Below are 17432 nucleotides of genomic sequence, written 5' to 3' on the forward strand. Positions count from 1 at the left end.
TAAGCATGACCCAGCGCTCGTTCTCCCCGTCTGCGTTGGCCAAGCAGCGCGAGCTCAGAGGAATAAGCGTCAGGGAGTTGGCCGCAGCCGTCGGGGTGACCAAGCGTGCCGTGATGTACTGGCAGGCGGGCAGAAGCGTGCCAGACGACCGATCGTTCGGACGGCTGTTGAAGGCGCTTCGGTGCGATGCGCAGGACCTGTCTGGGCGGCAGCGAGGAAGCGAAACCTTGGCCGACCTGCGGCGCGATGCCGGCATGAGCGCGAGCGACGCCGCAGCAGTTTTGGCTCGGAAGCGGTACGCCCAGGGACTGAAGATCGATAATGAGAAGATCCGCGCTTTGGAGCTTGGCCGCTCGGTTCCCGGGTGGGGGACGATTTCTCCAGACAAGGCCGGGCGTTTGGCGCGCATGCTGGCACAGATCTACAGGGTGCCAGAGCGTGTCCTGATGGATGCCTGGCGCCGCAGTCGCCCCGAAGACATCCCGCCTGTTCTACCCGAGCGGCGGTCGCAGACGACTGAGGCCCGGACGACCGTGTGGGAGGCGTTGAACGACCGGCAGCGAACGTATCTGTCGTGCATCTTCTGGCAGGACCTGGAGGAGGAGAAGAAGAGCCAGGGTCGCCGGTCCATGGGAGGTCAACGGCCTCCGGCCATCGAATGGCGGCGGATGCTACTGGCTGTGCATGCCCCACCAGATCTTGTCGGCTACACCCGGATTCAGGAACGCCTACGGGTGGAGGGAGTACACGATCCCGGCGTCGGGTCCTCGGTCGCCGCGTTGGAGCGTCGCGGCTTGGTCATCACCTACCGCGATCGGGTGCGAGTCGACGGTGAGGGGGAGGTCCCCCGGACACGCGTTGAGCTCACGCGCCATGGGCGTGCCGTGGCGCGTGCCGGATTGGAGGTGTCCCGGGACTCGGGACCACCAAAGCCGCTGCTATCGCGCTGGCTGTGGCGGATCCTGGTACGTGTGGCTCGCGCCGACGGAAATGGTTTGGACGGGTCGCTGGCCGGGCGGGGCCCTCATGCTCTTGCGGTAGGGCGCAGCCCCGACAGAAAGAACCCCAGCCGAGGCTTCATCGTGCTGCGCCATCCGGACGGGGTCGACAGTGGCGCCTACTTCTGGTTCCTCACCGAAGATGGCCGACGCCATATAGCCGACTATTTCACCCTTTATCAGGATTTGTACCCGGATGTAGATACCTCCGGGCTTGAGAACGTGGCCGGGTGACTTCCTTCTCGAATTCCGCTAATCGGTCTATCGCACTGCCCTAAAGTGGGCACTTGTGAATAATGAGCAGGCGGTCGGTGATGCCGAACTCAGGCAGACCGAGGCACTGTTGACAGCTGCGATAGCGTTCGCAATCTGCGGTGACGCGCTCACCCGTGCCGATCTGAGCGGCCCCGGCCGCCTAGCACGGATCGTGGAGGCGCAAGGCGCTTTGATGGCTGCCGCCGGTCCCGGGCACCACATCCGGTTCGCCGACCTGCTGGACCGGCTGGCTGGTGAGCAAGTTGGTGCGCTGACCGGGCTGATGCCGGAGTGGGCGGACCCGGGAAGCTTGGAAGGGTTCCGGCTCCTAGATCCCGACGGGGTGATAACGAGCGAGGGCTTCGACTTCCGTCTGGAGGCCGAGCTAGTCATTCGGTCCGCGAAGAAGGTGGGGCGTTTCGCTGGCGGGGTCACGTATTCGGCGCTGGAGGGTGAATATAGCCAGGAGGCGGTGTTCAGCGCGATCAAGGGTCCTTTCTATGAGCGGCATCGTACGAGCTTGATCGAGTACCCCGTCGTCTTGATGCAAGAGCTCGAGGGGGAGCAATCCGGCGAACTGACGCTCGCGGACTTGAATCTCCCGACCCGGGCGCTCGACTTCTACCAGCCGATTCCTCAGCACGCGCGTTACCAGGGCTGGTGGTTCCCTTGCCCGGCGTGCCGGTGGCCGATGAAAATCTCGGTTTCCCGGTTCGGGGCGAAGGAGCAGGGGTCAGCCCGCTGCCTGTATCCGTGGCATGAGCGGACCGGTGCGTCGTACTTGTTTCGGCCGACACCGGGGGAGCCGCCGGTGCTGCACCCCGCGTTCGAGTGCCGTGTACCGGACCGCCCGCAGGCAGCATTGTGGACAGGATGTGTGCCCAAAGTGCCGAAGGCACGGCCGGTGGCTTCCTACAGTGCGCTGGTCAGGCAGGTCTGGCGGTCTACTTGTATCCCCGGCTGGCCGGAGCTGCGGCTGCACCGCGCGATCAATGCTGCGCTGGAGGGAACCACGTGGCGGGCGGAGCTGTGGCCCGACGGGGACCGCATTGATCTCCACATCGCCACCGGAGAGGGCTCGCGCCGCAAGGAGCTGTTTCCGGCGGACTTCAAGGACTACACCTTCGTCACCCACCTGATCAACAAGCTGCACATGGATGCCGGAGACAAAGGCGACGCCGAGTGGCTCGTCGTGCCCGATCACCGCCAGGAGCAGATTCCCCCGCTGGATTCAACCTGCCGCAAGTACCGGATGCGGGCGATCACAGCGAGCGAATACGTGCAGATGGTGATATCTGCAGTTCGAGAGGGGCGAGCGTGAGCGATGAATTGACGAGTGGCGAGGCCGGGCTGGTGGCAGCGCTCGCTCTGGCCTCACACTACTTTCCGCGCAAGGACGACGAAGGCAACATCTTGGCGTCCTTCCGAGATGCCGCGTTCTTCGCTCACGGCAAGCCGCAGGCATGGGACCAATGGGCGTCGCTGCCACTCGCCGAGCGGCGCCTGTTGCGGCAAGTGACGCGACTGATGTCGACGGAGTGGTCCGATCCCAAGCGGTTCAAGTCTGCCGCGTTGGGCTTCCTGGGAAAGCTCACACCTGACGGGGAGGGGAAGGATAAGTCTGGCGGGTTGATCACTCTGGTCGGTGACGATCCATATCAGGCCGATGCAGCCATTTTGAAAGTGGGAAGCGACTTCCTCGGACACGCAGAGCGGATCACCCGAGGATTCTTCACCTTCGGCAAGCGACCGAAGGCGCCCGCGTTCGCCGGTCCAGGCTTATGGAAGACACGCAGCGCCTACCTCGGTAAGGAGCATGGGGTCACCAGCCGGGAGATCGAGTTCAGGGCCACGCCTCTGTTCGCGGAGGCTCCGGGCCACGAGGCGCTTCCGCAGCTCACGACGACGCTCCCCCGAGATCGTGTTGCGCCTCGTCTGGAGGAGCTTCAGGAGGTCGCCGGGTGGCTGGCCGAACGGGACGAGACAGTCGGCTACCTGCACGACGTGCTTGTGAAATTCCTCCAGCAGCTCAAAACCAGCAGCGGTCGTGAGTTGCACGAGTTGGAGCTCATCTCCGGCGTGCTGCAGATCCTCAACGCGCCGACCGGCAGTGGCAAGACAGTTCTCGTACGAGTCCTGGCCTCATGGGCGGCCATCCACGGACTGAAGCTAGCCCTGGCGCTCACCGACGTGAGAGCCACCTTGAGCATGGCATGGGACATCAACAACGATCTCGCTTGGCTATACAAGATCGGAAAGCTCGACAAGCCAGCGCACTGTGCACCGCTGATGGCTGCCTCCGGAATGCACCGGCGGGCGATGGACTACGCGGCGCTCACCCCGTCCACAAAGCTGACCGAATGGGACTTACGAGGTAAGCGGGACATCGCTCACCTCGCCTATGGGTGCGCGCAGCGATCACTCATGGACCCACCTGATCTCTATCCGGCAGGGCAGGAGAACTGCCTGACGCTTGCCAAGCCGACCTCGGACAACAGTGGCCCATCGCGAGCCTGCCCGTTCATTCCAGTGTGTGACAAGTTCCGGCCCGTCTACGAGGCTGCCAACGCAGCGATCGTGGTTACCAACCACGCCAATCTCCTCGAAGGCACGTTGCGAGTCGGGGCGGTGATTGACGGCCAGCAGTGGCGCGACACCCCTCGTGGCACTGCAGGGCTAAGCGTGCTGGAGCTAACGCTGCGATCGTTTGACGCGCTGGTCATCGACGAAATCGACGCATTCCAGAAGACCGCGATCGGCCGGTGCACATCGCAGACCGTTTTGGCCTCACGAAAGCGCGAGAGCGTACTGCGGGAGATCGACCAGGACGCAATGCGGCTGCCGACCGCCCACGAGGAAGGAGTTCTCTCTCCTGTCAGTCACTCTCGGTTGATGGCAGAGTTCCTGCTCCTCTGGCTGTGCTCCCGTGCCCTGAAGCTGAACCCGGGCAACGAAGCCGAGGCGTGGGGTGCCGCCGGCCGGGACAACGATGGGTGGAGGCTGACGCACTCCCGCGACCGGGAGATCCTGCAATTACTCTTCCCCGATCAGGCTCCCGGCCCCGATGACATCCCCAGACAGCTCTACCTCTTCCTTGAGCGAATCATGCCCGAACGCTGGGACGATCCCGAGCTCCGCGAGCCGCCAGATCTCCCCACCGGGGCTGATTGGGATGCGATCCAGCGCGCCCTCGCCGCCCTCGCGGCACCCCGCAGTGAGAACTACCTCAACTCTGTGCAGCAAAGCCTCCACGAGCTACTCGCCGAGACGATTCCCGAAGCCAACCGACGCGCGGCGGTGGTGAATCTCCTGGCAACCCGCACCATCCTGCGGGAGCTGGATATAGCAATGGATGGGTTGCGTCGCCAGGCGACCAGCCTGGCGCACCTGGATCTGGTATCGGTACGCAAGATCCTTGAGGGCCTCAAGAAGAGCACAGTCACCACCCTGTACCCGCTGTCGACGCTGGGCCAATCCATCAGCGGCTACCAGATCCGCGGCCTCGAATCGGCGGAAATCGAAGCGGAGCTGCTGTCACGCAGCTTCGAGGGCGATCCGCATACCTTCGTGTCCGAACTGGGCGGCCTCACCTCACTCATGGTCGCCGGTGTCCAGCGGCCCGTGCTCGGCCTATCGGCCACCGCCTACTTCCCCCAGGCCGTTCAAGAGCATGTTCACGCACCGGTGAAATGGTGGCTGCCCGATACCCGCCCGAAATCCATCGTCACCCGCGCCACCCCTGTGATAGATCCAAATGCCGGGGAGGGCGGCGAACCGATACGCGTCGGAGGTATCTGGGCGGACAAGAAGCCCGCTGTCCTGCGAGATCTCGGACGCCTGCTGTACGAGCAACAGTTGGACAGGCGGCTACTGCGTCTGGAACAGAAGGAACGGGAACGGGATCGGGCCCGGGTGATTCTGACCGCCAACTCTTACGAGCAGTGCGCCTACATCGCCCATGGCGTCGCCCAGGCCGATGGGCTACGTCATCGGGTATGCCTGCTGGTGAAGGACCACCGAAAGCAGGACTACGAACAGCACCTTCCTTCCCATGTCCGCCGAATGGTGCGCGAGGAGTTGGAACAGTTTCCCGAACACGGGGAGATCCTCATCGCCCCACTGTCGGTGATCGCCCGCGGCCTGAACATCGTGGTGGGTACCAGATCAGCGGTCCGCGAGATCTTTCTGTGCGTTCGGCCAGTGCTCAGCATTGAAGACACCGAGTGGATGCACGGCTCGGTGAACGCCGCCGGGATCAACACCCTGCCACCCGGAGGATGCGCTGACCCGATACAGGCCATTGAAGAAGCTCGCATCGTCGCGTGGCGTCAACTTCACCGGATCCTGCGATCCCCCTCGCGTTTCTCGCAAATGGCACACGAGCTCCAAGAAGAATTAGTCGCCGGAATGCTCGTCCAGCTCGTGCAACTTGCCGGCCGCGCACGTCGCGGCGAGACGGACATGACCCTGCATATCGTGGACCACTCCCTCCACGACACCAAGTTCAGCTCCGATCTGGCCACCATCATCAAGCGGATCTACGGGAACTGGACGCCGGAGCAGCGGGCAGTCATGAACGAGCTCTACGGCCAAGCCCTGTACGCCTTTTTGTCCTATGCCGGCGTACCTGAGGGAAATCTTTGACCACATCGCTCCTTGCACCGCACCCGGCGACACGACGAAAAGAGAGGTAACCCACAATGGGGCGACGCGCCACCGCACGCGATTTGACCGCGCACACCACTGCGATCCACTGCACCCCCAAGTTGCTCGACGGGATGAGCGCGGTAGTTTGGGAGTTCGATAAGGACACCCAGAACGCCTGGCGGGCGCTGGGAGACATCGCTCGGAAGAACAAGAAGGCGATCCGAGGGGAACGTGAGGAAGACGTCTTCCTAATCCCTTACTCCATCGTTGTTACCGTTCTCCAGCAGTACACCGATGGGTACGTTTATCTCGACCGCGGCTTGCGCTTCATGGTTACCCTGGCAGAGGTCCAGCCAAAGATCCTCAAGAAAGTTTTCACGTTCCTCGAAGGCATAGTCTCCAAGGTGCCGCTCGACGAGATTCCTTTCACTGTTACCTCTCGCGTCGCCGACCGGATCGCTGCCACGCCAGCGCAGCGGTTGCCTCTGGCCGAGTACATTCTCGCCAAAACCGAAGAGGGCGTTGCCAATCCGCCCGCATGGGCATATGAAGCAGTGAAATGGCTAGTCGCGAAACGTCTCGCGGCCGTTCCCTTCGTTGATCAGGCTACGAAAAAGATCACCGCAGAGTACAAGAACGACGAGGGAGAGGTCAAAGAAAAGTTCGCCGGGTGGGAGCTCGATAACAGCGAAGGTGCTCTTGCGGAAGTAAGGTACCGGCCCGCGAGTGACGGCAGCCTTATCGCCTGGGATTACCCAATCGGCCCTCCCTTCGTTGGCCGTGGTCACCCCATCGAGCAAGACGACATCACCCGGGACTGGCCGAGCAATCCCAAGCCCAGTCAGGTCCAATACGCGATGTCCCGCCTGTCGATCAAAATGGCCACCTACACCGCCGTCGATCACCCGATCCTCAACACCGACGCACATGTGCGCCGCGTCAACAACACACTCATCCATGCTCGTACAGCCCTGGTCGACCAAGGCCAAGAGCGTCCCTTGCTACAGGTCACCTTGGACGGGCGGGGTCTCAGGCAGACCAACGCCTACGCGCTGGAGATCCTCGCCAAACTGGACGCCGAGCGATCCTCTCTCAAAGCGCTGGAAGATCGAACCCATCGTGAGCAGGAACTCTGGAACATGCGGGATGAGAACGGCAACCGTCTCCAAATCCTCACTCCACCGCCCGGCACGGTGCGGCCCACGGTGCCCAAAACGCCGAGGTGGTTTCCGGTTGGAACCGGCGCCGGCATTTATCACCTTGAGCTACTCCACAAGCACATTCAAAGAGCCTTCGGTGATTCCGTACGTTTGCTGGAACTGAAGTCCAGCGGAAGCATCTTCACGCCACGGGCCTTCGAAGTAATCACAGATGCAGAAAAGAAGACAAAAAAGAACAGCGGAGACTACCTCGATCTGGTTGGACTCCCATCTCCTGCCAGCGTCCAGCGTTCGATCGAGGCCGCAGGATATAAAACACTGCGGTTCACATGCCTTTGGTATCTCGATCAGACTCGCATGCGCATGCTCCACGGTCTAGCACATTCGTACGGAATCGACCCGTCCACCTTAGACCCAGCCGATGGCGACATCGTCGCTCTCGCCCCTGGAGTGGAAGTTGTCTTCCACTTTGCTGAGGCGCTTTTGGCCCACGGGCCCAACATCAATCGGGCTGGCGAAACACAGGCCATCCTCGACTCTTACGGCGAACTAGGTGTGCTCTTAGCGGCTTGGTGCGAGACCGAGGTCCCCACCCGCGGCGAGGAGCACCAGGGCATGAAACCGGACCAACTCGAGAAAGAGTTGGACGATAACGACGCGAAATTTCAGTCTAAGCGAACCATGGCGCAATCCGATATGCCTACCCAGTACCTCATCGGTCGCTACCATGACGGTTTGAATGGGATCAAGATACGCACCGTCCCGCAGAAGGCCTACGAGGACCACCGCGTATTCATGGGGCTTCTAGACATCTATCGGTCCTGCGGCATCATCGACGACCGTTTTGAAGACGCCCTCTACTCTCCGGACGATGCTTACCCGCTTGCACGGCTGGCTTGGTGCGGCATCCACATTCGGAAGCAAGCCACCGAGTTTCGGTACAAGGGCGAGCCCAAGCGCATCGTCTGCGCCACAGCAATCATTCCCTCGGTCGAGCCACATGGCGCATGGCGCATGTTGGGCTGGAGTAACCTGCACCCCTATTGGGAGCACTACCCCATCGCCCAAGCTCGCTTCCACGCCTCGAACTACCCACCACACAGGGCTGATGCGGAAAATGAGTTCCAGCGATGGACTCAGGCTGGCCATGATGTGAAACTCGCACTTCAAGATCTCGCCGACGAGCTCGATGGTCTCCCCTACGCTCTGCTCCTTGATGGCCACGCCTGCCGTCGTGTCTGGCCCGGTCTGCACAACAACAAACAGGGCCGCCAACCGGACCCCGACGACCCGCGACTGTGGCTCCCGGGTACCGGCCTGTCCGTCGATGAGAAACCAGCTAGCATCATCCGCATCAACTGCGCGCAGGAGGAACTACCCCGCCTAGCCTATGTCACAGTGAAACAGAAAAACGGCACTGAAAAAGTTATCAAGACCTCCAGCGACCTCTATTATCCGGCCGATCGCCCAGAAGGTCACTCATGGTTCCTCTACACCGAGCCCCGAAACTACGGGAAGAAGCGACACGGCCAGTACAAGAGTCGCTGGCGCGCAGAGGCGGGTAAGGCTTCAGATAGGGCTGACGAGCGCAAAGAGAACGAGTTGAACTCGCCGTGGTACGCGATGACCACCCGCGAGATCACCCCTATGTACACGCAGCCCGATTTCGACCGCGCAGCCCTCGCTGTCGCCACCGCTCGCTTAAGTCACCATGCTCTGTCGTGGTCTGACCGCACCCGTTACCCGGCACCTCTGCATGCGGCGCTCCAGATGGACCTTGACCACCCACAGTTCCGCCGCTCCGTTCCCAAGGATGCTGACGCTCAGAAGATCCTTGCGGACGCGACGGGCGAGAACTTCGGCAGCGAAGCCTGAGCCGTCCGGAGAACCATCGACCTTCGCCCTGCCATGACGCCCCGACACGGGGCCGGCGGTGCGGGATGATGAGGGGACTGCCAGAACCTCGACTCTAAAGACCCAGATGACGCTCACTGGTCAGGGTTCACTGCGTACCCAGTTGGAAGTTGCACATGAACCGCCAGCTCACGGTCAACCTCGTCACGGACGCCCGGCTCATCGCCGACAACGCCGAGCAGATGGCCCACGAGGTGCGTCGGACGGCGGCGGCCATCAAGGTAACCGTCCATAACCTCACGGTCATCTACAACGCCGTCAGGCCCTTCGTCGAGTGGCTCAAGTCCAAGCAGGCCGACCCTCAGGCCAAGGTCCACGTGCTGGTCTCGACAGAGAGAATGTCCTAAGGCATCACGATGTCTGCGCGACGTTCACCGCGCACGCCGTTTCCTTCCCTACGTCAGCACATGGCTGTGGGGCTTGCTCCGATCGCTGCCTTCACGAATCAGCTCCCTGTGCCGGGCAGAGCGGGTGATGCGGTTGCTCATCGGCACGCGATACGGGGCAACATTCGCGCACCACAAGCGGGGATTTTAACAGCGGCGAATCCGGACGGTCAAATATAAATGGATAGCTTACGGTATTGGACGACACTAAGATTGCCGACTTTAATCCGTAGGTTCAGGATTCGAATCCCTGGCGCCCCACCACCTCACATACCAGATCGCTTTTGTCCAAAGCGGAAATGTTACGTGGCGTCACCTTTTCCATTGAGGAAGGAGGATCTCTTGCTTGTCGGTGACATATCCACACGAATGATGCCGTTGCTTCGGACGTACGAATCATCTGTCACAAGTGGTGTTCAGCTGCACGCGCCCATGCCCCGCGGACCCCAAACTGATTTTGGCGCCAATCCTGGGTCGCGATAAATGCCTTATCGCGACCCAGAACCTTGATCGTTTCAAGATGGGAGACCGCCCGATGATCGAGCTGGACGGCTGGAGGACGACCAGACCCCCCGTTACCGATGTCCTTCACTACCCGCCTCAGGCCGCGCTCGTGCCGGTCGAACGAGGACCTCCCAGCGGCGGCACGACACTTTCCGAATCGGCCACCTCGACACTCTTCGCCTCGATGGCGTGGGCCCGCTCCTTCTCCACCTCGGCGATGATCTCCTGGGCCTCACGCTGTTCCAGTCCCCACCGGCTCATCAGCGGGCGTCGGCCGACCCGATGATTGCCTTCACTGAGGCTCTCGATATAAGTGAGCCGCGCCGCCTCGTACCGGTCGGTGGGCAGCACCGGCATCACTCGTTCCACCTCGACGAGAGTCTGGGCGGGCTGGCACATGTGGTCTTCGGCCAGCGTCTCGATGGACGGTTGCCGGGTGTTCCGGACGATCCACATGAGCAGTTCGTACGCGCCCGCGAAGGCCAGCGGTGCCAAAGCGCTGACCAGGCGCGATCCGAGTCCGCCGGACCAGCCGTGCGCCACGTTCGCCGCCAGCGTCACTGCCCCGCCCAATGCAAGTGCCACCCACGCCAGCACTGGCACACGTAGCCGGCGGCGCGAGCAGTAGACCATTACCAGCGAGGCCATGACGATCACGCCGTCGGACATCGCCGGATACAGGATGGCCATGTCGTGCCGCTCACCGAGAGCTATCGCCAGACCGTAGAAGTGGTGGTACGAGACGTAGGCGGCAGCTCCGGCGACCGCCAGCAGGACGGCCACCGCAAAGCCGAGGATGATCCGGTCCCCAGCCTGATCTCGCTGGGCACGCTCTACCCAAGCCCCTTCGATCGACACCACCTCCCCGGCAATTGCCAGCGTGGAGGGGCGGCGCATGGCGTGTTCAGGTTGCCGGGATTCAGGAAAGGGTTCGGTGTGGCAATCACCAAGGCCCTGCCCCTTTACCACCGCTGTCCTAGGCGCAGCTGAGATTGTCTGCTGAAGGCCCTGGGCTGGCGGTTGCTGTACTTTCCCGGCATGGGCGTGTACCGCGGAGTGAGGGCCGATCTCATTGAAGTGGGTGCGGGCATCGCCTCCCTGCGCGCCTATTCCGGGCATGAGATGTCCAGCCATGGAGCATCAGTGCTGCTCAGGAGATGGGCGAACGGTTCAAGTCCCCCCTCGGACACCAGATCAGTCCCGACTATGTGCAGGTCACAGATTCGGGACGTTCTCATGTTCGCCCTAAAACGACTCCCTGATACTGCTCTGATACTTCGCGGGTCACTGTCGCTTTCCGACCTTGCTCTCAATCGCCGCATGGAGCTCAGCCGCGATCTCGTGTCGCAGGTTGATCCGAAGGCGACTTGTTGGTTCCCCTCGTTCTACGAGCACGGCCTTCTCTTGCGCGATGCGTTGTTCCGCTTCGGGTGTGCTCGCCAGAGATAAGTAGGCCCTCAGAAGCGGAATCAGCTCTGGGGACACCATGGCGGCAAGAGTCCGAGAGTGCCGATCGAGGCCTGGTCGAGGCCATTAACGCGGACAGGTACGCGGACGGCGGCATGGTCGGCCGGACCCACTACGCCTCGGGCGGGGAGGTGAAGATCGGCGGAACCATGGTCACCTCCGCCCAGCTCCGGCGCCTCGCCGACGACATGGGCAGGAGCTTCGCCCGCGCCGCACGGCTCGCCGACGTGGCTGACCGGCGGGCTGTGCTCAAAGAGACGATCGCGGAAGCACGCCAGTACGCGGCCGGGGTCACCACGTCGGCGAAGGGGTTCGCCGGGTTGGGCTCGCTGGCCGGCCCCACGAACGCGAGCCAGATCCGGCAGGGCTTGAACATGAAAGCTGTCCGATCTGACCCGCTTCACGAATGTGATCAAGAAGCTGAAGTCCAGAGGGCTGTCCGGGTCGCTCCTCCGGCAGGTCCTGGACATGGGACCGGAACAAGGCCTCGCGTACGGGGAGATGCTGCTGGCCACCGATGCCAGCACCTTCCGCCAGATCAGCACCGTCCAGACCAGCATCGGCAAGGCCGCGAGCTCGCTCGGGACGACCGGCTCGGACGCTCTCTACGACGCAGGGAAGAACGCGGGTGCGGGCTTCCTGGCCGGGCTGAAGACGGAGCTGACGCAGCTCGACAAGACCATGGCCAGCCTGGCGAAGACCATGTACGCGAGCATCAAGAAGTCGCTCAAGATCAAGTCCCCGAGTCAGCTCCCGGAGATCCGCTACTCCGGAGCCATGACCGTGGCCGGTATCGCCGCCGGGATGGACCGAGCGCTCCCCGAGCTCGACGCCGCGTCCCAGCGCATCGCCAACCGGCTCACCCGTTCGGGCTCGCATGGGTCTCGGATGGCGCCCGCGCTCGTCGGCCCGGGTCACCGGAGCACCGCCGCGGCGAGCAGCTCGGGGAGCTCCCCGAGCGTGAACGAGGTCCGGGTGTTCATCGGCGGCCAGGAGGTCCGCGCGGTCGTGCAGTCCGAGACGCTCCGGTACGGCCGACGCAACAGCAACATCGGCCTGGACCGGCTGATGCCCGCCTCCCGCATGACTGGCCCGCCGTCCTGGGGACGGGCGGCTCTTTCGTTCGCACCAGATTGAGCCGGTATGCAATAGTCCTGAAGCGTGAACAGCCCACCATCCGACCTGATGGCACCAACCCGCAAGGGCTATTGCGGCCACTGCAACACGCACAGCAACTTCACCCGGCGATTTACCCGGCTCCTCCACCCACGTCCTCGTGAATTCCAAGGATTCCCGTCTGAGGCATTCGTGATCGACGAGGCATGGGAATGCAACTTCTGCGACGGCGCCACAGTGGAGCAGCTGATCTACGAGGAGGGAATGGGGCCCCGTCCACCAGTAAAGGTCCGACAGACGTGGCCGCTCAAGCAACCGAGAGACCTGGATCAGTCGGTGCCCGCAGCGATTCGTAGCCTTTTCCTCGAAGGAAGCGTGTGCGAGGCGGCAGGAGCGATGCGAGGGGCAGCGGCGATGTATCGCGGCACTGTCGAGGAGCTGTGCAAGGATCGGGGTGCCGCTGGCCGAACCCTGTATGACCGGATCGAGAGCCTAAAGGCTGGCGGGCTCGATCCTGAGGTCGTCCAGTCCCTACATGAGGCCCGAATGCTCGGCAATGACAGCATTCACGATGGGCTCATCTATGCCTCGAATGAGGTCGCCGATGTGGCAAACCTGATTGAAGAGGCGGCGATCATCTTGTATGTCCAACCTGCGCAGCGTGCAGCCCTGCGTGCCGCGCGTCAGGCCCGGAGATCCCCCTGATCGGCACCCCCCAAGGCCAGGTTCGCGCGCGCGTAAAGCTGCGCGTGGGATGCGCGCTCGAGAATTTTGATCTTGCTGCCACGGGTGCCACGGAGGGGTGCCAGAAACCGTGGCACCCCCTCTGACCTGTAACCCTCCCTCCAACCTCCCGCCCGGGAGCGGCCGGAGGGTGCCACGCATTGCACCCTCGCGGAGGGGAGGGGGTGCAACGGGCGAGGGTGCTACAGGTCAGATCCTCGTGGCACCCCCGTTGCACCCGGGCGTTGCACCTCCCGTTGCAGGGGCCTCACGGCACGCGTGCAGTGGGACACCTACTTCCCGGAGACCGCCCGCTTCGGCGGCCCGGCCGCCATGGACGCGGCCGAGGCGTACTTCGCGGCCGACTCGGCCACCGCCCTCATCCAGTTGACGGCGATCACCTCCCGGGTGGGGCCCGACCTGCGCGCCATGACCGCCGCCAGCCTGCTCGACATCGCCGCCGCCTTCCTCGGTGATGCCGACACGGCGATGCGCTGGCTGATCAGCCACACCCAAGCCGACCCCTCCCCACCGGACCGGGCCATCTACGACCAAGCCGTACGCCTGGCCCAACCCGGCGTTCACGAAGCCCTTGCCGGGAGTAGGGCCGTAGACCGGGGGCGAGCCTCCTGTTGGATGCGCAGAACGCCTCGCCACCGAGGATGTGGCGGGGCGCACTCCCGCCGGGCATGCGATCGTCACGAATCCGATGGGGTTTCCTCGCGCTGGCGCCCGTCGCCAACTGCTATGCCGAACGCTGGGTGGGCACAGTACGCCGCGAATGCACCAACCGCATGCTGATCTTCAGCGAACGGCACCTGCGGACGGTCCTGGCCGAGTACGTCCAGCTCTATAACCGTCATCGGCCGCACCGATCCCTGCACCAACGCCCGCCAGACCCGCGCTCTGAAGTGATCAGTTTGGACCAGGCACACGTTGCCCGGCGCCAGGTCCTCGGCGGACTGATCAACGAATACTCGCAGGTCGCCTGACTGAAGACGGATTCTCGGACCCCGCACCTACCGGTCGTGGGCTTCGTTCCTATTCCGGGCATCCACCTACGGCATCATGGACGATCGCGATCCCCAGGCGCAGCGCGCGTGATCAGTCAGCAGCGGCCGCTTACTCCTCGTCGTCGAGCTCGTCTATGTTGGCGCTTTCGGGAAAATCATCGGGAAATATGGGGCATACCACTTCCCGGGTCAGCGTGCCTACCAGGAATTCCGAAAAGGATCCCTGGTAGTGCCACCAGTCGCCGCCATTGGTGATGACCACCGTCCACTTTTCCGGATCCGGATCCGTAAGCCAGAGCAATTTGTCGCCGTTGTCGGTCGCCCCCCATGGGTAAACTCCGCCGCGATCAGGGTAGATGGGAAATGGCCTGGCCCTCCTCGACCCGCCGTCCTCGTCCCTCATCCAGATGAAATCGCGCTTCGTCCCCAAGTGACGGAGGGACCTTAACGTCCGGAGCGCCTGCTCTCGCACGGAAAGATCCTCCCCTCTCTTCAGATGGTAGATGTAGAGGAACTCATCCACCTGCACGTCGGGGTAGCGGGCCTGCCACTGCTTGTAGTCGTCCGGGAATTCCAGTCCCACGTCCGACTCGATCTCGGCCCAGTCCACGGGGGACGGCTGCCTGAACGGGGACCCGATCATAACGAACAGCTCAGCAATTCTGGCCATAATTTGTCTGCACCACCGGCTGATTTAAGAAGCATGCATTGACATGCAAGCCATCATTTTCTCCGGATATTGCTATCATCCGGATCCGATCTGGCTTGTCGCTTTGGTCTGAGTCGTATTCAGGAATTACCGTATAGCCGATATTCTGCCCATCTTCGACGGCGGCTCTGATATCGTTTTCGATCTCCTTCATATATTCGTTGTTGACCGGCTTCTGATAGCAGGTCACGAGATTGTCTCTACCGGCATCCCGCTTACCGGCGCCACCTAACTGGCGTGCGATGAGGTGACATCGGGCAAATTCGTATTGGCTTCCTATTAGCTTGTTCTTCTTGGGCCAACCTGGCGGCTTGATATACTTGGCGGCCTCCTCGTCGTCGGGAATCTGCTTATTACAGTACATTGCCGAGGCCCCCGTCGGCCGACCGAATCTATTCCTGCCCCAGGAGTTAACGAACGGCTGGCAGTCGTCAGCACCTCCATTTCCCGGTCCTCGCCCCGGTCCTTGCCCCGGATCCGGCTGGGGCTCTGGGACCGTTACCGGGTCTCTCGTTGGTGGTCTTCTAGAGCCAGGATCGAGATCGACGCCGCGGCCGCCGGTATCTACGTGGACGTTGATCGATGGACCGCATTGGTCCTGCGGCATGATGGAGCAGACACCATACGTATAGTCATCCGACAGCGCGGGCGTGGCACCGGACCATGCTGGCGATCTTCACGTCGTATGGCCGGATGACACGCCGACCGTTATCAACCGGTATCACCACTTCTCAAACACGCTCTAAGACCATTGACTGGACTGCGCAATATCTGTCCGGCGTCATGCGGACGGGGCGGCCCAGGAACTTCGGCGGAATGGCGGGGCGGGCAATGGGCGGAGTTACCCGAGGTCGTCGTGCGGAGATCCAGCGGGAGGCATCTCGGATCCGTGCTCAATGCCAGCGTGACGGGCATGCCCAGGAGCGAATCGTCACCACCCTTCGATCGGCGCTGCCGGAGCTCACGGCCCTGGAGGCATGGCGTCTGGCACTGGGATGGTCACGACCCCAAGCCATCCGAGAGGTGGCCGCCGCCTACTTGGCCGACGGCCTGCTGCCACCGGGCCTGACGCCCGCCATGCTTTGCCGGTACGAGCACGGGCAGGAGTAGCCGGGCGAGGAGTACCGGTTGATGATCTCCCGGGCTTACGGAGCCCGCCCCGACCAACTCGGCCTGGCGACAAGCTGCCTGTGGTGCAGCACCTGCACGTCCTCGTCTCCACTCCACTACGGTCAGCACCAGCGCGAGGAGACGACTATCAGCCGAAGGAAATCCATGACGACCGCCAGTGGGCTACCCGCCATCCGCGAATCCGTTCAGTGGGCTGTCCTGGACGCGCCGGAAGGTTCCCCAGCCCTCGTCGCCCTGGCCGAAGCCGCCGTGGAGCACTACGCCCTCAACTACAGCAAGCATCCTCCGGCGGTCCTGCTGGAAGAGGTTCAAGGGACCCGCAGCCTGCTCTCCACCGTGGTAACCGCAGCCGACCGCGAAACCGCACAAGGCATTCGGCGGCAGGTCGGCTGGCTGTCAGCTCTTCTCGGCAACCTCGCCTACCACTTGGACGATCGCACCGGCGCCCGAGCCCACCTCACTCTGGCGAGTGCCCTCGGAGAGTCCACCCAAGAGAAGCCCCTAATCGCCTGGGCCAGTGGCGCGCTGGCCATGGTCGCCATCGCCCGGGAGGACTGGGAGCATGCCCGCAGGCATGCCGAATACGGCCTCCAGCACGCGCCCCAGGGCCTGCGCCGCGGTCAACTCCTCGGCTGGGCCCTGCTCCCCACGTTCGCCGCCCTGAAGCGGGCACCGGAAGCCGACAACGTCATCAGCGAGAGCGACGAGATCATGCGATCCGCCGTCGAACTGCCGGGACGCTTCGGGTACGACCGCGCCGAACATCGACTGCACGTCGCCGAAGCCCACCTGACCCTCGAACGCTTCGACCGGGCCGCCGAGGTCGCCCGCGAATCCATCGCCGCCGCACCCGCCAAAACACCGGCATGGGCAGCCGCAACCCTCGTACTCGCACTCGCCGAAGCCCGTGACGCCCCAGACCAGGCGGCTGGCCGCGCGCTGGGCGTGCTCGACCTCATCCCCCCGGCGCGGCTTCGAGCGACCGCCCGCGATCGCCTGGCGCGGCTCGGACGCCTGCTCGACGGTTCGACGGTCGCCTCAGCAACCGAACTCGCCGAGCGCCTACGGACCCTTCCGGCTCCGATCCGTGCCGACGGGACCGCCGCATAGTCGCCGCTGGTCTGTCTTGATTGAAGACAGACCAGCGGAGGATAGCTGGACTCATGTAGACGGCTTTGGAGACGTTCTGAACTGTTGACCGGAAGACAGCGGTCGGTGATGAGCAGGCAACAGAGGCCATGGCCCCGACGGCAAGCCACGTCGATGAGCGGAGAACCAAGTCGGGATGAGCCTCATGAGGTCTCGACGACAACCAAGGTACCGATCTTGCCGCGATGATATGTGGCGTGCTGAATCGGTGACTACTGCTGGCCGTTTGGTTCGTTCTGACTCTTTATCGCGAACACCTG

Annotated in this window: 14 protein-coding genes; 10 read left to right on the forward strand and 4 right to left on the reverse strand. The window is 63.0% G+C overall.

The genetic code is table 11. From position 1 onward, the window contains the following. Nucleotides 1-5: 5 nt before the first annotated feature. The 5 genes from Aple_RS12475 (at nucleotide 6) to Aple_RS12495 (ending at nucleotide 9321) form a co-directional block, all read left to right on the forward strand. Nucleotides 6-1232: a helix-turn-helix domain-containing protein gene (locus Aple_RS12475; protein ID WP_155344716.1), complete on the forward strand. Its 1227-nt coding sequence runs from the start codon at nucleotides 6-8 to the stop codon at nucleotides 1230-1232. Nucleotides 1233-1287: 55 nt separating this feature from the next. Continuing rightward, entirely contained in the window at nucleotides 1288-2574 is a 1287-nt protein-coding gene (locus Aple_RS12480; RefSeq protein ID WP_155344717.1) for a restriction endonuclease-related protein, read from the forward strand. Further along, entirely contained in the window at nucleotides 2571-5897 is a 3327-nt protein-coding gene (locus tag Aple_RS12485; RefSeq protein WP_155344718.1) for a hypothetical protein, read from the forward strand. The genes Aple_RS12480 and Aple_RS12485 overlap by 4 nt, the downstream gene beginning before the upstream one ends. Before the next feature lie 56 nt (nucleotides 5898-5953). Then, a complete protein-coding gene (locus Aple_RS12490) occupies nucleotides 5954-8935 on the forward strand; it encodes an RNaseH domain-containing protein (RefSeq protein WP_155344719.1) in 2982 nt (993 codons plus the stop codon). 155 nt (nucleotides 8936-9090) lie between these two features. Continuing rightward, nucleotides 9091-9321, forward strand: a complete 231-nt coding sequence (locus Aple_RS12495) for a hypothetical protein (RefSeq protein ID WP_155344720.1) — start codon at nucleotides 9091-9093, stop codon at nucleotides 9319-9321. Between the two features lie 639 nt (nucleotides 9322-9960). On the opposite strand, the gene Aple_RS12500 is transcribed toward Aple_RS12495, so the two are convergent. After that, entirely contained in the window at nucleotides 9961-10833 is an 873-nt protein-coding gene (locus Aple_RS12500; RefSeq protein WP_218038281.1) for a DUF2637 domain-containing protein, read from the reverse strand. Nucleotides 10834-11443: 610 nt separating this feature from the next. Next, nucleotides 11444-11707 carry a hypothetical protein gene (locus Aple_RS12505; RefSeq protein WP_155344722.1) on the reverse strand — a complete coding sequence of 88 codons (264 nt, stop codon included), beginning with the start codon at nucleotides 11705-11707 and terminating at the stop codon, nucleotides 11444-11446. A 32-nt stretch (nucleotides 11708-11739) separates the two neighbouring features. Here Aple_RS12505 and Aple_RS12510 point away from each other — a divergent pair, with 32 nt between their 5' ends. The 4 genes from Aple_RS12510 to Aple_RS12525 all read left to right on the forward strand — a co-directional run bounded on the left by Aple_RS12510 (nucleotide 11740) and on the right by Aple_RS12525 (nucleotide 14162). Then, nucleotides 11740-12468: a hypothetical protein gene (locus Aple_RS12510; RefSeq protein ID WP_155344723.1), complete on the forward strand. Its 729-nt coding sequence runs from the start codon at nucleotides 11740-11742 to the stop codon at nucleotides 12466-12468. A 24-nt stretch (nucleotides 12469-12492) separates the two neighbouring features. After that, nucleotides 12493-13152, forward strand: coding sequence for a DUF4145 domain-containing protein (locus Aple_RS12515; RefSeq protein ID WP_170321431.1), 660 nt, complete (start codon nucleotides 12493-12495; stop codon nucleotides 13150-13152). Between the two features lie 297 nt (nucleotides 13153-13449). Then, nucleotides 13450-13971 carry a thiopeptide-type bacteriocin biosynthesis protein gene (locus Aple_RS12520; protein WP_155344725.1) on the forward strand — a complete coding sequence of 174 codons (522 nt, stop codon included), beginning with the start codon at nucleotides 13450-13452 and terminating at the stop codon, nucleotides 13969-13971. Then, nucleotides 13860-14162 carry an integrase core domain-containing protein gene (locus tag Aple_RS12525; RefSeq protein ID WP_155344726.1) on the forward strand — a complete coding sequence of 101 codons (303 nt, stop codon included), beginning with the start codon at nucleotides 13860-13862 and terminating at the stop codon, nucleotides 14160-14162. Before Aple_RS12520 ends, Aple_RS12525 begins: the two co-directional genes overlap by 112 nt. 130 nt (nucleotides 14163-14292) lie before the next feature. Here Aple_RS12525 and Aple_RS12530 read toward each other — a convergent pair whose 3' ends face one another. Beyond that, nucleotides 14293-14853 (reverse strand): hypothetical protein, encoded by a 561-nt coding sequence (locus Aple_RS12530; protein ID WP_155344727.1) that lies wholly within the window; start codon nucleotides 14851-14853, stop codon nucleotides 14293-14295. Then, entirely contained in the window at nucleotides 14837-15499 is a 663-nt protein-coding gene (locus tag Aple_RS55510) for a DNA/RNA non-specific endonuclease (protein WP_155344728.1), read from the reverse strand. The genes Aple_RS12530 and Aple_RS55510 overlap by 17 nt, the downstream gene beginning before the upstream one ends. 668 nt (nucleotides 15500-16167) lie before the next feature. Between Aple_RS55510 and Aple_RS12540 the strand changes: the two genes are divergently transcribed. Next, nucleotides 16168-17133 (forward strand): hypothetical protein, encoded by a 966-nt coding sequence (locus tag Aple_RS12540; RefSeq protein WP_218038283.1) that lies wholly within the window; start codon nucleotides 16168-16170, stop codon nucleotides 17131-17133. Nucleotides 17134-17432: the final 299 nt, after the last annotated feature.

This window comes from Acrocarpospora pleiomorpha (assembly GCF_009687885.1).
GTDB lineage: Bacteria > Actinomycetota > Actinomycetes > Streptosporangiales > Streptosporangiaceae > Acrocarpospora > Acrocarpospora pleiomorpha.